Raw genomic sequence first — 15,665 nt, 5'->3', positions numbered from 1 at the left:
ATGTTAAATAAAATTATAAAAAGACCCGTTCTTGCAACGGTGATCTCAATAATATTAGTGCTGTTGGGCGTTGTAGGTTTATTACGAATCCCAATGACGCAGTTTCCGGAGATTGCACCACCTACGGTTTTTGTATCGGGTGTCTATCCTGGTGCCAATGCAGAAAGTGTTATCCGTTCTGTCATCACGCCGCTAGAACAGACCATCAACGGTGTTGAGAATATGCAGTACATGACTTCTAGTGCTGCCAATGACGGTAGTTTTTCTATCACGATTATTTTTAAACAAGGTGTAGATCCGGATCAGGCTGCTGTGAATGTTCAGAATCGTGTGGCGCAGGCCAATGCGCAGCTTCCTTCTGAGGTAATTCGTTTGGGATTGACGACTACCAAACAGCAGACCAGTTACCTGATGATTGTTAATATCAACAGTGATAAACCTGAAAAATACGACGAAGCATTCTTGCAGAATTATACCAATATCAATCTTATTCCGGAGTTGAAAAGAATTCCGGGTGTGGGAAATGTGACGCTTTTTGGGGCAAAAGATTATTCCGTACGTGTTTGGATCAATCCTACCAAGCTTTCGTCTTACGGTTTGGTACCTTCTGATGTAGAAACTGCCATCCAGCAATATAGTTTTGAAGCTTCGCCAGGAAGTCTTGGAGAGGAAACCGATGCGTCTCTGCAATATGTTTTGCGCTACAAAGGTAAACTGAATAAACCTGAAGAATTTGAGAAAATCATTCTTCGGTCCAAGACAGATGGCTCTGTATTGCGCCTGGGAGATGTTGCCCGCATAGAATTTGGCTTATCCAATTATTCCAGTGACACATTTACGGATGCGAAACCTTCTGTGGTTTTTGCGATCTTGCAGGCGAGTGGTTCTAATGCCAATGATATCGCTGTGGAGGTGAAAAAATCTATGGAAAAGTTTCAGCAAAATGTTCCGGATGGTATTCATTTCGAAGTGATTCAGAATATGAAAGACCGTTTGGATTCTTCTGTTTCCCAAATGAAATCGACGCTTATTGAAGCTTTTATCCTGGTTTTTATAGTTGTTTTGGTATTTCTCCAGGATTTCCGCTCGACCATTATTCCGGCTATTGCAGTTCCTGTCTCTATTATTGGGACTTTCTTTTTCATTTATCTGATAGGTTTTTCTGTCAATGTATTGACCTTGTTTGCTTTGGTTCTCGCTATTGGGATTGTTGTAGATGATGCCATTGTCGTGGTAGAGGCTGTCCATGCCAAGATGGAGGAAACGGGTGAAAGTGCCAAGACAGCGACAGTTTCGGCGATGAGTGAGATTAGCGGTGCTATTATTTCGATTACATTGGTCATGTCGGCAGTGTTTCTTCCTGTTGGTTTTATGGAAGGTCCGGCTGGGATTTTTTACAAACAGTTTTCTTACACTTTGGCTATTGCGATTTTAATTTCTGCGGTCAATGCACTTACGTTAAGTCCGGCTTTGTGTGCTTTGATTTTGAAGAATCACAGCCATAATGAACATGGTGAAAAGAAAAAATTTACCCAAAGATTTGCCGATGCTTTTAATACAAGTTTTGAACGATTAACGGATAAATATATTGGTGCAGTAAGCTTTTTGGGCAAAAGAAAACTCATTGCTATTGGTGCTTTGGTTTTAATTTCGTTCGGTGCATTTTTTATGATGAATTCCGCGCCAAAGGGATTTGTACCAGAGGAAGATGATAACAATTTGACTTTCGTGGTCAATCTACAGGCAGGTGCCAACTTGCAATTTATCACAAAGGAAATGGAGGAAGCCACCAAGATTGTGAAAGGTCTTCCTGAGGTTAAAAGTATTAGTACAGTTTCTGGATTTAGTCTTTTCAGTTCTGGTTCTGCGCCCAATTCTGCGATGGGTTTTATTACTTTAAAAAATCCGAAAGACCGCGGTGATGTTTCTGATATTAATGACGTCATGCACAAAATTGAAGCTGCCATGAAAGGCAAAATCCGAGGTGAGTTTTTGATTTTCCGTAATCCTGCCGTAGAAGGTTTTGGTACCGCCGGCGGTGTTGAGTTTGTTTTGCAGGACAGGACTTCTGGCAATATTGCAGATTTCGAAGCTGTGAGTCAGAAAGTGATTTCTGAGCTGAGCAAGCGACCAGAAATTGGAATGGCTTTTACCACATTCCGAAGCGATTATCCACAATATGAAGTGATTTTGAATGAAGATAAAACCCAACAATTGGGATTGACGCCCAAAGAAGTTATGGATGCTTTGCAACTGTATCTTACGGGTTCACAAACCACAGATTTTGTCCGTTTCGGTAGACTTTATCGTGTGAATGTTCGTTCGGAAGCAGATTTCCGTAAGGATGAATCTTCTCTTAACAATATTATGATTCGTAATAATCTCAATCAGATGGTTCCGATATCCACTTTGGTAACGCTCAAAAAAGTTTTTGGACCGCAAGGCATCAGCCGTTACAATCTTTACAATAGCATCAGCGTCAACGTAAATGCGGGCAATGGTGCGAGCAGTGGGAAAGTGATGAGCGCAATAGATGAGGTTTTGAAAAAAGAATTACCCAAAGGTTACAGTTACGAATACGGCGGACTGAGCTTGCAGGAGCGGAACTCTGGCTCGCAGATGGTTTTTATTTTCGGATTGAGTATTCTCTTTGTTTATTTTTTGCTGGCAGCACAATACGAGAGTTATCTCTTGCCGTTAGCAGTAATGCTGTCCTTGCCTACGGGGATTCTTGGCGTCTTTCTCGCCACAGGTTTTGCAGGCATAGACAATAATATTTATGTACAAATTGCCTTGATTATGTTGGTAGGACTTTTAGCAAAAAATGCCATTTTGATTGTAGAATTTGCCGTACAGCAGCGCAAAGCCGGATTGTCGGTTTTTGATGCGGGTATTGCCGGCGCCAGGATGCGTCTTCGCCCTATCCTGATGACCTCTTTTGCCTTCGTTGCCGGCTTGGTTCCTTTGATGTTTGCCAAAGGTGGTACGGCTATCGGAAATCAATCCATAAGTATCAGTGCGGCTGGCGGGATGTTGAGTGGCGTTTTGTTTGGTGTGCTCATTATCCCCGTTTTATACATGATTTTCCAAACGTTGCAAGATAAAATATCAAACATTGAAAATTAAAAAAAGATGAAAATATTTATAAAATATAGCGTTGCTGTGCTGATGTTTTCAGGGTTGATGCAATCTTGCAAAGTAGCGAAAGATTATGAGCGCCCAGAATTAAATATGCCAGCATCATTCAATAATAACATTGTTGAAAAGGATAAAAATGCAATTGAAATTCCTTCTTATAACAAATTTTTTACAGACCAGAATCTACTGAAAATTTTGGATCAAGTCATGGCTAATAATCCAGATTTGATGGTGGCTTCAGAACAGATTCTGGCTTCGGAAGCGGCTCTGAAAAGCATTAAGCTTAATTATTTGCCTGAAATTAATTTACAAGTCAATGCTGGCGTGCAGCGTCTTTCTAAGAATAGTATGTTGGGCTCTTTTGGTGGCGGATTGTTGTTTCAGGAATATAATTTTGCACCCACAGTTTCTTGGGATATTGATTTTTGGGGAAAACTGAAAAGTCAGCGTCAAGAGGCTTTGTCGGGCTATTTGAGTCAGGCAGAAAATCGCCGTGCTTTGCGCGTACAACTTATTGCCCAATCTGCGCAAGCTTATTATAATTTGCTCAATCTAGATGAGCAGTTGCGAATCACCAAAGATGTAGAAAAAAGCATGAACGAAACGCTTGCAATGCTAAAAACGCAATATTCTGTGGGCGACGTTACGGCTTTGGCGATCAAACAATCGGAAGCGCAATTGGCAGAAACCAGAGCTTTGATTCCTGATATTAAAGCAAGCATCAAAGCGCAAGAAAATGCGTTGCAGACTTTGGCAGGAAGTTATCCCGATGTTGTAAAACGTTCTGGATTTATGAATAGCAAAGCCTTCTCAAAAGATTTAGAAACTGGTGTTCCTTCTGATTTGCTAGCCAATCGGCCCGATGTAAAACAGCAGGAACTGCGTCTGCAGGCTGCTAATGCAAGAGTTGGCATTGCCAAAGCTGACTTTTATCCAAGTCTTAAAATCACGGCGCAAGGTGGTTCTAATGCCACGAACATTGCCAACTGGTTCGCTATTCCGGCATCTCTTTTTGGGACGGCTGCTGCGGGACTTACACAACCAATTTTTAATAAAAGACAAATTAAATCTAATTATGAGCAAGCGCAACATCTGCGGGAAGCGGCGGTGCATGAGTTCAGAAAATCTGTGCTGACGGCGGTGGAAGAGGTAAGCACTTCGCTGAGTAATATTGACCAAATTAAAGAACAAATGGTAGAAGTGAACAATCGTAAATCTGCCATGAACAAAGCGATTACCGATGCACAACTGCTTTATAAATATGGCGAAGCCAACTATCTGGAGGTGATTACCGTGCAACAAAGCTATTTTCAGGCAGAATTGGCGCATACGCTGGCGATTCAGAAAGAAATAAATGCTTACATTGCTTTATATAAATCGTTAGGCGGAAATTAAATGATTAAAGATACAAATAGCACCAGTCACTTTTGGAAACAAATTTTCCAGTGGAGTGGTGTGCCGGTATCGCTGGCGCTGGCCAATCTGGTTCAGTATCTCCTGAATCCCGCTAGCAGCTGGTGGGATTTTTACACCGAAGCAAAATGGTCGGAGGTTGGCGCGACTATTTTGGGCGGCATTGTGATGTATGCGATACTTTTCTGGATTATTCGGTCATTATCCAGTTGGGTCAATAGAAAGGTGGTTTTCAAAAACAATATTCTGGTTCAGTTTCTGATTACTACCGGCGTGGTGGTGGTTGCTATGTTTCTGTTGTTGTATCTGGAAAACATTGTCTATGAATGGATTTGGCCAGAACCGACTGTCAATAGCAAGGAGATTGAGCTTTCGATAAGGTATTATCTTGTGGTCAACCTTGTTGTGGCGGCATTTGTAAATAGTTTTTACAATTCCTTTTTCTTTTTTGAACAGTGGAAAGCCAAAGTCATAGAAAGCAATCAACTGGAAATATTGTCCCATCAGCTTAAAGAGAGCGCTTTGCAGTCGGAATTGGAAGTTTTGAAGTTGCAATTGGATCCGCATTTTTTGTTTAATAATTTCAGTATTCTCACTCAATTGATAGAAACCAATCAGGAAGCAGCGCAGGCATTTTTGTCGAATTTATCTAGAGTTTACCGCTATATTTTGACCACTGGGAAAAAGGATGTTGTCGCTTTGGAAGAAGAGCTGAAGTTTATGGAAATGTACTTTCACCTTATCAAAATTCGGCATGGTGACAGTATTTATTTGACAGTGAATGTTACCAAAAAAGATAAGTCCAAAGGCATTCCGCCGGTTACTTTGCAATTGCTTTTGGAGAATGCAATCAAGCATAATATTTCTACCATAAAGCAACCTTTACACCTTGCTATCGAAAGCTTGGGTGATGGGAATATTGCCGTAAGAAATAATCTGCAACGCATCAATATTGATTATAAAACGACCGGAATTGGGCTGAAAAATATCCAGGAACGTTACCAATTATTGCAAGGGACACAGCCGGAAATTATAATTACTGATGATTTTTTTGAAGTAAAATTACCATTGCTAAATCTATAAGTTATGAATTATCTAATCATTGAAGACGAGCAGTACAACGCAGAATTGCTGAAAAGCATGGTAGAAAAAGTGGATCATGACGCTCAGTTATCAGCGATTTTGCCCACCATTCAGGAAAGTGTAGAATGGCTGTCTTCGCATCCGAAACCCGATGTTATTTTTATGGATATTAGATTGGCAGATGGCTTGTCATTTGAGATTTTTAAGCAAATAGATATTGTGTCTCCAGTCATTTTTACCACTGCTTACGACGAATATGCGTTGCAGGCTTTCAAAGTTTATGGAGCTGCTTATTTGCTAAAACCGATAGAAAAAGAGGAGTTGGCAGAAGCTTTGGCAAAAGTAAAACGATTGAAACCGCAACTTTCCGGCGACGATGCTGTTTCTATTTTGGAAATGTTTCGCACGCAGGAAAAAAAATACAAAATCCGCTTTTTACTTCACTATCGGGAAACCTACAAAATGATTCCTACAGATGAAATTGACTATGTTTTTCTGGAGAACAAAATCGTGTATTTTAAACTTTTGGACGGCTCTGCGATTGCTGTTCCTTACACTTTGGAAGAGTTGGAAGAGCAACTCGATCCGCACTATTTCTTTAGAGTCAACAGGCAATATATTCTGCACGTCAATAGCATAGAAAGTATTCACAAACACTTCAACGAAAAGCTGAAAATCGTTCTGAAAAGAGATCGCGATGCCGAAGTGATCGTCAGTAGAATTAAGATTCCGCAGTTTAAAATGTGGCTGGATTTGTGATTGTATTCTGATTTTTAACTGTAATTTGGATTTTAAAATTTATTTTCGACTTCAGCGGCTTCTAGCATTAGATAGTGTAGATCCGTATTTTTTACTAGCGGTTTTAGGAGCTGACTTCCCGGTCCATACATGGCTAATTCTACATAATCGCTACTGTGATCCATGCTAATCCAGCCAACATTATTATGTTTTTTCTGTATTTCGGAAAAAGTTTTATATGGGAGGTTTTTATAGTTGTATAATCCGCTTTCTGACGGTTCTAATCCTTGATAGAAATTAATCATGTGGCTAGCATCTTCATCGGTAACCGAAAATTTGTTGTTCTCATAGATCCAGTCTTTGAGCTGTTGGCGATTAAAATCGGGATTAATTTTATTAAGAATATATTCATTGGTGTATTTGTACTCACTAATAGAATTGAAATTTTCTGTAGCGGTAGCACCATAGATAACACCTGGATTGGCATTTCCGTGATCTGTTGTTATTATAACTAGAGTTTCTTTGTCTTTTTCTGCAAAATCCATCACGACTTTTATAGCATCATCAAAAGAAATCTGATCGTGTATAAGCCCTGCAATATCATTAGCATGAGCTGCCCAGTCTACTTTTCCGGCTTCTATTTGTAGAACAAAGCCTTCTTTGTTATCTTTCATTTGGTGGATTGCAGCTTTTGTCATTTCTGCAAGACTTGGCATATTAGATAAGTTGGCTGTATTTTTTTGATCAATACTATAAGGTAATGCTCCGGAAGTGAAAACTCCTAAAAGAGGTTGGTTATTATCCAGCTTAGACAATCCAGATTTGTCTTTTACAATCTGATAACCTTTCTGTTTGTATTTTTTATAGATATCTTTCTTGTCTTCTCTTTTCTCAGGGTTAAAAAACTCATCACCGCCACCCATCAAAACATCAAAGTTAAAATCAGCATACATCTCTGCAATATCTTCTTCTGCATTTCTTTTTGGCGAATTAATGCAAAAACCGGCAGGCGTAGCATGGGTAATTGTCACGGTTGTTACACATCCCGCTTTTTTTCCTTTTCTTTTGAATTTTTGCCAGATTGGAAGATTAAATTCTCCATTAGCATTAACATTTAAAGCTCCATTTTTCACACGTATACCACCCCCAAAAGCAGAACTAGCAGCCGCAGAATCTGTAATAATAGAACTGGCAGATGCTGTATCCATCAATGCTCTGGATACTTTGTTTTGTAAGTATAGATCCATCCACGTGCCTTCTTTTCCTAGAATATTTTTGGAATAGATATTAGCCATTGATAAGGTCCCTGAGCTCATCCCATCACTAATCATAAAGATGATATTTTTGGCTTTTTTTCCTTTGAAAGTTAAATCTGACTCAGAACGTCTTGCAAATATGTCTAGTGGACTGAGTGATAATGCGCCAGAAAGTAGAATCGAACCTTTTAAGAAATGACGTCTATCCATACGTTTTGTTTTTTGTAAAAATATTACTTTCTGGAAAAAAAATGATGTATGAAATGTTAAGTGTGCATTAAATTATATGAACAATGCTTAAATAACGGAAAAATATTCAATGTGATAATTTGTTTTTGACACTGGTAAAATATGTAAGTTTTTAATTTTTTTTAACAATAAAAAAACTCATTGTTTTCAACTATTTCGTTTCATAATTATTTATAATTAGAAATCTATTGAAATAGTATGTAACAATGAGTTTTATATAAATCCTAAATGACTTATTTTTTTAATTCATTTTTAAGTTCATTTTGTAATGCTGCAATTTTTTGTTTTATGTCTTGGTTTAGTTTTTTAGGGAAATCTTTTACTTTCTTTAAGTCGAAGGATAAAACGATTGATGATATTCCTAAGAAAATAAAGGATAACGCTGTTAACGTTACGATAGATATTCCTGAAAATAAAGGATTAGAAATTAACAAAAATGATAAAATAATTCCGAGGATACTTGTTATGGCTAGATTGCCCCAATTCATAACGCCTGCATCTTTTAGGTCAAAGGAGATCCCAAGTAAATAAAATGAACGGAACATTATTGCAAATCCTACTACAAATGGCAAAATTACAACAGAAATCCCGGGGTTAATAAGCAAGTAGATCCCTATTGCTAACGATAATATACCACTTACTAGATACCATCCCCATCCATTTAACGATTTAGAATTTTGAAAAGAAAAGAAGATTTCGAAAACTCCAGAAGTAACAAATGAAATGCTGAATAATACAGAAAGTGTAAGGTAGGTCTCTAATGGTACGGTGAAAATGTAAATTCCGAAAAGTAATAAAACGATTCCTAAAATAAGCGGAATGTACCAATATTTAACAGAATTGGTGAATGATTTTAATAAATTTGACATGATTTTGGTGTGTTTAGGTTAATAGTATAATTGTTTTTTTGTGATTAAATCTTATTAGGCTGTACTGTTGTTAACAAAATCTTAGTAGATAATTTTTTACCATAATTCGTTATTTTTATTAATATGCCTACTGTCTCAAATTTAAGATGTTTTTTTTGATTTTTCAATAAATAATACGTTTTATTTTGAATTAAATTAAATTTAAAATACTGGTTTACAGTTATATTGGTTGTTGATGTCTATGCCTAGAAGCTTTGTTAACTTTTTCCGACGAAATATTTTATTAAACCTTAAAATATTAAATTAGACTCAAAATAAATTAGTTTTAAACAAATTGTAGAAAATAAAACAGTTGTTATAGAAATAAGATTGATAATTTTTATAAAACAATCATAGTCATGTCAGCGAAAATACCTTTTAGAATCATGAATAAGTTAGACGATTTATCTATTGTTTCTTATTCTTTCTACATTTTTGTTCATCTGATTTCTTACGATATTTCTGAAAATAAATCTTTTAATAGCATTTAATTTTTGTTGATGCTTAGCGTAAAAATCATCAGGTGTATCAAATAACCCAAAGTCCTGATTAATGCCTTTATCCTGGATGAAAGTATTGTTGAGATCCCAATCTATCACGGGATTGATAAAGTTATCTGTAAAGGCACCGTAGCCACAAAATGTTGTTGTACAATCCTTAAATTTTTCCTGTAACTTGGTCAGATAAGGCTTATCCAATATGACGCCTTCTAAGGAGAACCAATTACCATCAACATAAATTTCGACCCAACTGTGCAGAATATTTTTAGGTGATAATGTATACCAAATCCCCGTAATAGCTCCTTTTTGTAAGGCTTTGTCAATCGTGAAACCATGGATGCGATTTGGTATTTCTACAGCTCGCAATAGCGCCATGAGTAAAGTTGCTTTTGTATTACATTGTCCATATCCGTCTTTTAGTATGGCAGAAGCGGCTATGTTATCTGCAATATTATAACCGAATCTAATCTCATCTCTTACAAAATTGTAAATGGCTTTTATCTGATCGATAGGTTCTAAATGACGCCATTGTTTTTCTTCGATCAATGTTTGTAATGTAGGATGCTTATAATCAAGAATTCTTGTTTCTTTAAGATAATTGTTCATTATTTCTTTTTTTAATGGAACAAAGTTGCGGGTTTCTGTTTTGAAAAACTTGTACAAACTGGCTATTTTAACAACTTCAAAATCTTTGGAGAAAGTCCAAAAGTTTCCTTAAAAGTTCTTGTATAATGCGAGCTATCAGTAAAGCCAAATTGATGTGCCGTTTCGGTAATGGATTGCGTTTTTATGTAAGGTAAGGATTTAATGAGCTTATTCCAGAGTTGATAGCGACGGAAATTGAGATTAGTTTTTTCTTTAAATAGATGCAAAAACCGAGTCTGAGAAAGGTGACAGAATTTGGACATTTCTTCTAAAGAAATAATACGATCAAAATTCTGCTCCAGATATTGGATTGTACGGTAGATTCTTTCATCTGAAAAATGATTTTCAGATTCGCAGGTGCATTTTAACTGTTCTAGATATTTTTTTGTATTGTCTATTAGTTCATGAAAATTACAGTTTTGCTTTAAGTAATCAGAAAGAAAAATAGAAAGTTGATGGAGGTCTTCACCAGGATTTATGATCTCATTGTGATTGTATTTTTTAAACAATTGATGTCCTAATGTGCTCAAAGGATTAATGAGAATAATCAGACACGTCTCATTACTTCGGAATTGATGAGGAACATTACTATTAATAAAACATTGGGTATAAGACTTGTCGTTATTAGCTGCATCGGTTACCATAAAGTAACCATTGATAGTTATGCTGATTTGCAAAGCATAATGACGATGCATTACATTATCGTTAAATTGTCCTATAAATAATGCCCACATTTTGTCGATGTGTAGCTTGCTTAGTTGCAGGTCATTGTTAGGTAAATACATCTTATAGTTTTCTGGACTATTTATTATGTTGAAACTGGATGATAAATATAATCCAATAGATTAATACTTTTGACCCATCATTAAAAAAAATCAATTATGGATTACAAAATTTAAAAAGCCAGATTTAGAAAATTTAGACGAAACAGCAGAATTGTTCAATCTTTATCGTGTTTTTTACCGTCAGTAATCTGATCTGGAAAAAGCAAAAGAATTTCTTATACATCGTTTCCTAAAAGAATATATTATGTATGCTCAATATAGGTTTCACTTTTTTTTAAGCTAGCTAGAATCATTGTTTTTGTAAATTTGATCCAAAATAAAAACGAATAATTTATGCAAAATAGCGATATTAAACGAGTTTCTAGACTGACAGCTATATTGACCCAATTGCAGACAAAAAACTTGTTGATAGCTCAGAATTTGGCAAATCAATTTTCGGTTAGTAAAAGAACAATTTATCGTGATATTCGTGCATTAGAAGAAGCTGGCGTCCCCATTATTACAGAGGAAGGAAAAGGCTACACGTTGATGGATGGTTACAAAATTCCACCTGTGATGTTTACAGAAAGTGAGGCCAATGCCCTGATAACGGCAGAACAATTGATTCTGAAAAACAAGGATGCTTCTTTCGTAAAAGACTACACAGACGCAGTTAACAAAATAAAAGCGGTTTTAAGAAGCAATACAAAAGATAAAGCCAATTTGCTATCGAGCAGAATTTTATCTGGACAAAATATTGAAAGCAATCGCACAAGTAACAATTTGTCAATTCTTCAGTTGGCTTTGACCAATTATAATTTGGTTAAGATTACATATTTTTCGCCTGAAAATAATCAAACGACAGAAAGAATCGTGGAACCTTTTGCAATTTATACAACGCAAGAAAATTGGCTTTTGATAGCACTTTGCAGATTGAGAAACGATTACAGAGCTTTTCGACTTGATCGTATCGAGAGTTTATCAGTACAGAATCAGACTTTTGAACCACATCAAATCACTTTCGAAGAATATATTGATCTCGTCAAGAAAAAATGTTGATGACCCTTGACATAAGGCTGTCTTTTGCCTGATCTATTTTTGCATCAGTATTAATTTAAAACTGAAAAAAAGTATGATCAGATTCAACAATAATTTGGCGAAAGCTATGGAATTTACGAGTTTCAAAAAAAGAGAAAACGTAACCGATAACGAACTTTTGTTCGCCGTTCTGAAATTTGAAACCGTCTTAGTACAACAAAAGGGCATCATTTTTCATTGCCTGGTCAGGAGTTATAATAATGACTATGCAAACGTTCTCTTTGCCGATTCTATCGACGTTTTGAAAGATTTAGGTAAGAATTTAGGTCATCTTCCAGAAGTTCAAAGTTTTTTTGAAATGGTTGATACGAAAACCGTAAAAATCGAATATCACGAGATACAAAAAGATAATTTTCAGATTCCAAAAGAGTTTTCTTGTATTGAAAAGGGCACATTTTCTTTAAATGATATTAAAGATTCAGACCAACTGTTATCAGTTTCCGAGAAGATAGAAAATGAATATTTAGATACTTTTGAAAATACTCAGGCGCATTTTATCGGAATTTTGAATGAAAACCAATTTTCAGAAGTGACTTTTGGGAAAACACTAGCGAAAACGAAGCAGATTTGTTTCGGCTATTTTGATAATCCTTATGGTCTGGAATTACTAAATCTTGCCGATAAAGAAAGTATGGAACTTGATTTTTGGTACTTAATCGGATAAACGATGACAAAACAAATCCCATTGGTTGACAAAATTTATATTCTTGAAAAATTTCAGCAAAAACTGACCAGACAAAAGCTGACCGAATTGCAAAAACCATTAATAATATTATTGATAAAATAAAATAACTTTAAAATCACCAAAACAAATCTTTAGCTTTGCACGATGGAAAACTTGCAACAGATTTCAGAATTTCAGTCGTCGCCAGAGTTGGTAGATAAGCTTTATCAATATAGCCAGCAGAAGAATTATGACGCCGGAAGTATTATTCTGGACGAGAATGCCAGTGTTCGCGCCATCCCAATTGTGACGAAAGGAACGCTCAAAGTGATCCGCACAGAAGAGGATGGGCGGGAGATTCTGCTGTATTACATCAAAGCTGGCGAGAGTTGCATCATGTCTTTTTTAGGCGGTTTGCACAATGAGACGAGCAAAGTAAAAGCCGAGGTAGAAGAGGATGCAGAGATTCTGTTTTTACCGGTGGACAAGGTTTCATTGTTCATCAAAGAATATCCGGAATGGCTGGATTATATTTTCCGATTGTATCATAGGCGATTTGAAGAATTGCTGGATATTGTGAATGCTATTGCCTTCAAAAAAGTGGATGAGCGGATTTTGACTTTGCTAAATAAAAAAGCAGAACTCACAGGAAACAAAACTTTAAATATCACACATGAACAGCTGGCTAATGAGCTTGGGACGGCTAGAGTAGTGGTTTCCCGTTTGCTGAAACAGTTGGAAGAAAACGGAACTGTATCGCTTGGCAGAAACAAAATTACGCTTGTGTAACCTAAGTTGCACATTGTTTTTTGAAAGGTTTTTAATTTTGCTGAAAATAATTTATAAATGAATAAAGACCTCATTCTGCGCGAGAAATTGGCATTGCAGCGTACTATTTTGGCAAACCAAAGTTCTTTTTTGGCATTTTTACGTACTTCAATGTACTTTTTGGTGGCCGGTATCAGCATCAAAAATCTTACAAGCACCCGATTTGGAAATCTTATAGAGATTGTGTTTATCATTATTTCTGCAATCATATTATTAGCCGGAATTTTCAACTATTTTAAACACCAGAAAAGCATTGCAGAGAGTCAGAAACACATTGGCAACTACAAAATGGAATATCTCGAAGCCTAATTATTTTCTTGTGTAACAAAAGTAACTGCACAGCAAAAATCAACTTCCGAAATTTGCACTATTAAATTTTAAATCATGAAAATAGAGCAGATTTATACAGGATGTTTGGCGCAAGGTGCTTATTACATCACATCCAATGGCGAGGCGGCGATCATAGATCCATTGAGAGAAACGCAACCTTACATCGATCGATTACAGAAAGATCATGTAAAACTGAAATACATTTTTGAAACCCATTTTCACGCAGATTTTGTGAGTGGTCATTTGGATTTGAGCAGAAAAACAGGCGCTCCTATTGTCTATGGTACAAAAGCAAATCCGGACTTTGAAGCCATTGTAGCAAAAGATAATCAGATATTTACGTTAGGAAATGTGACAATTAAAGTCCTTCACACGCCGGGACATACCACAGAAAGTTCTTGCTTTTTGTTAATTGATGAAAACGGAAAGGAAACAGCATTGTTCAGCGGTGATACTTTATTTTTAGGCGATGTTGGCAGACCAGATTTGGCTCAGAAATCGGCTCAACTTACGCAGGAAGATTTGGCGGGAATGCTTTATGATAGCTTGTACCTCAAGATTTTGCCGTTACCAGATGAGGTTGTTGTTTATCCCGCACATGGCGCTGGCTCGGCTTGTGGGAAGAATATGATGAAGGAAACGGTCGACACTTTGGGCAATCAAAAAAAAGTGAATTATGCACTGAATCAACCTAATAAAGACGCTTTTATAAAAGCCGTTACAGATGGATTGCTACCTCCACCAGCTTACTTCGGGATGAATGTCACGATGAACAAAAAGGGCTACAACAGTTTTGATGAGGTACTTTCGCAAGCTATGTCAGCACTTTCTCCCCAAGATTTCGAAGCTGCAGCAGAAACTTCTGGTGCTTTAATTTTGGATACCAGAAGTAATATAGATTTTGCAAAAGTTTTCATCCCGCAATCTATCAACATTGGTTTAGATGGTGATTTTGCACCGTGGGTAGGCGCTTTGCTAGTAGATGTAAAGCAAGCGATTCTTCTGGTTACAGATCGGGGAGAGGCACAAGAAGCGATAACCCGATTGAGTCGTGTGGGTTTCGATCATATTTTGGGATATCTGGAAGGTGGTATGGAAGCGTGGGAACTCGCAGGAAAAGAAACAGATAAAATCAATCGCATCTCGGCAGAACAATTTGCTAAAGAATGTAAAACGAGTGAAACTATGATTATTGATGTCCGCAAAGAAAGTGAGTACAATGCCGAACATGTGGAAGACGCCTACAGCAGGCCGTTGGCTTACATTAATGATTGGATTAATGATATCCATCCTCAAGCACATTTTTATCTGCATTGCGCTGGCGGTTACCGCAGTATGATGGCGGCAAGTATCTTACAAGCCAGAGGTTACAGAAATTTTTCTGAGATCGAAGGTGGTTTCACAGCCATTGCAGAAACTGACATTCCGAAAACAGATTTTGTTTGTCAAAGCAAATTGGTTAATTAATTTTCATTAAAATAAAAACTATGATAGAGATTATAAAAGAACCATGGCCGTGGTATGTTGCCGGCCCTTTGATTGGCTTGATTGTTCCTGCCTTACTAATTTTGGGGAACAAATCCTTTGGCATCAGTTCCTCGTTGCGGCATATTTGTGCAGCTTGCTTGCCTGCCAATATTTCGTTTTTCAAATATGATTGGAAAAAAGAAATGTGGAATCTGTTCTTCGTATTCGGAATCTTTTTGGGTGGTGCTATTGCAGCAAATCTTCTTTCTAACCCAGAACCGATTGTCATCAATCTGAAATTGGCTACAGAACTGGCAGGTTATGGTATTAATAATTATAACAATTTGGTTCCGGAAGATCTTATGAATTGGTCATCTTTATTGACTTTAAGGGGATTTGTGATTATGGTTATAGGCGGTTTTATGGTGGGCTTTGGTACGCGCTATGCCGGTGGTTGCACAAGTGGACATGCCATTATGGGACTATCCAACTTGCAATGGCCATCTCTGGTGGCGACAATCTGTTTTATGATTGGCGGTTTTGTTATGGCCAATTTAATTTTACCTTTTATACTTTCACTTTAA

At 36.9% G+C, this 15,665-nt stretch carries 14 protein-coding genes; 10 read left to right on the top strand and 4 right to left on the bottom strand.

The genetic code is table 11. The annotated features are described in order from the left end of the window. From ACQQ6V_RS05215 to ACQQ6V_RS05200, 4 genes are read left to right on the top strand one after another with little or no spacing between them, the layout of a single operon-like run. Entirely contained in the window at nt 1–3,126 is a 3,126-nt protein-coding gene (locus ACQQ6V_RS05215) for an efflux RND transporter permease subunit (protein ID WP_448844496.1), read from the top strand. 6 nt (nt 3,127–3,132) lie between these two features. Beyond that, a complete protein-coding gene (locus tag ACQQ6V_RS05210; protein WP_448844495.1) occupies nt 3,133–4,533 on the top strand; it encodes an efflux transporter outer membrane subunit in 1,401 nt (466 codons plus the stop codon). Further along, nucleotides 4,534–5,634: a sensor histidine kinase gene (locus ACQQ6V_RS05205; protein ID WP_448844494.1), complete on the top strand. Its 1,101-nt coding sequence runs from the start codon at nt 4,534–4,536 to the stop codon at nt 5,632–5,634. Between the two features lie 3 nt (nt 5,635–5,637). After that, entirely contained in the window at nt 5,638–6,393 is a 756-nt protein-coding gene (locus ACQQ6V_RS05200) for a LytR/AlgR family response regulator transcription factor (protein ID WP_448844493.1), read from the top strand. A 32-nt stretch (nt 6,394–6,425) separates the two neighbouring features. Here ACQQ6V_RS05200 and ACQQ6V_RS05195 read toward each other — a convergent pair whose 3' ends face one another. The 4 genes from ACQQ6V_RS05195 to ACQQ6V_RS05180 form a co-directional block, all read right to left on the bottom strand. Further along, complete coding sequence (locus ACQQ6V_RS05195) at nt 6,426–7,838, bottom strand: alkaline phosphatase (protein ID WP_448844492.1); 1,413 nt, start codon at nt 7,836–7,838, stop codon at nt 6,426–6,428. A gap of 272 nt (nt 7,839–8,110) precedes the next feature. Further along, a complete protein-coding gene (locus ACQQ6V_RS05190) occupies nt 8,111–8,746 on the bottom strand; it encodes an HdeD family acid-resistance protein (RefSeq protein WP_448844491.1) in 636 nt (211 codons plus the stop codon). Between the two features lie 443 nt (nt 8,747–9,189). After that, nucleotides 9,190–9,891 (bottom strand): transglutaminase-like domain-containing protein, encoded by a 702-nt coding sequence (locus tag ACQQ6V_RS05185; RefSeq protein ID WP_448844490.1) that lies wholly within the window; start codon nt 9,889–9,891, stop codon nt 9,190–9,192. A 62-nt stretch (nt 9,892–9,953) separates the two neighbouring features. Further along, nucleotides 9,954–10,715: a helix-turn-helix transcriptional regulator gene (locus tag ACQQ6V_RS05180; protein WP_448844489.1), complete on the bottom strand. Its 762-nt coding sequence runs from the start codon at nt 10,713–10,715 to the stop codon at nt 9,954–9,956. Between the two features lie 333 nt (nt 10,716–11,048). Between ACQQ6V_RS05180 and ACQQ6V_RS05175 the strand changes: the two genes are divergently transcribed. The 6 genes from ACQQ6V_RS05175 to ACQQ6V_RS05150 all read left to right on the top strand — a co-directional run bounded on the left by ACQQ6V_RS05175 (nt 11,049) and on the right by ACQQ6V_RS05150 (nt 15,665). Further along, a complete protein-coding gene (locus tag ACQQ6V_RS05175) occupies nt 11,049–11,753 on the top strand; it encodes a helix-turn-helix transcriptional regulator (protein ID WP_448844488.1) in 705 nt (234 codons plus the stop codon). Between the two features lie 73 nt (nt 11,754–11,826). Next, nucleotides 11,827–12,456, top strand: a complete 630-nt coding sequence (locus ACQQ6V_RS05170) for a hypothetical protein (protein WP_448844487.1) — start codon at nt 11,827–11,829, stop codon at nt 12,454–12,456. A gap of 165 nt (nt 12,457–12,621) precedes the next feature. Continuing rightward, nucleotides 12,622–13,245, top strand: coding sequence for a Crp/Fnr family transcriptional regulator (locus ACQQ6V_RS05165; RefSeq protein ID WP_448844486.1), 624 nt, complete (start codon nt 12,622–12,624; stop codon nt 13,243–13,245). A 57-nt stretch (nt 13,246–13,302) separates the two neighbouring features. After that, the gene (locus tag ACQQ6V_RS05160; RefSeq protein WP_448844485.1) at nt 13,303–13,593 is read left to right on the top strand and encodes a DUF202 domain-containing protein; all 291 of its coding nucleotides are present in this window, start codon (nt 13,303–13,305) and stop codon (nt 13,591–13,593) included. 75 nt (nt 13,594–13,668) lie between these two features. Beyond that, nucleotides 13,669–15,081, top strand: coding sequence for an MBL fold metallo-hydrolase (locus ACQQ6V_RS05155; RefSeq protein ID WP_448844484.1), 1,413 nt, complete (start codon nt 13,669–13,671; stop codon nt 15,079–15,081). Nucleotides 15,082–15,101: 20 nt separating this feature from the next. Further along, nucleotides 15,102–15,665 carry a YeeE/YedE family protein gene (locus ACQQ6V_RS05150; protein WP_448844483.1) on the top strand — a complete coding sequence of 188 codons (564 nt, stop codon included), beginning with the start codon at nt 15,102–15,104 and terminating at the stop codon, nt 15,663–15,665.

The organism is Chryseobacterium electrogenes (assembly GCF_053553015.1).
The sequence above is the reverse complement of the archived record's forward strand: the minus strand, read 5'-3'. Positions and strand labels throughout refer to the sequence as shown.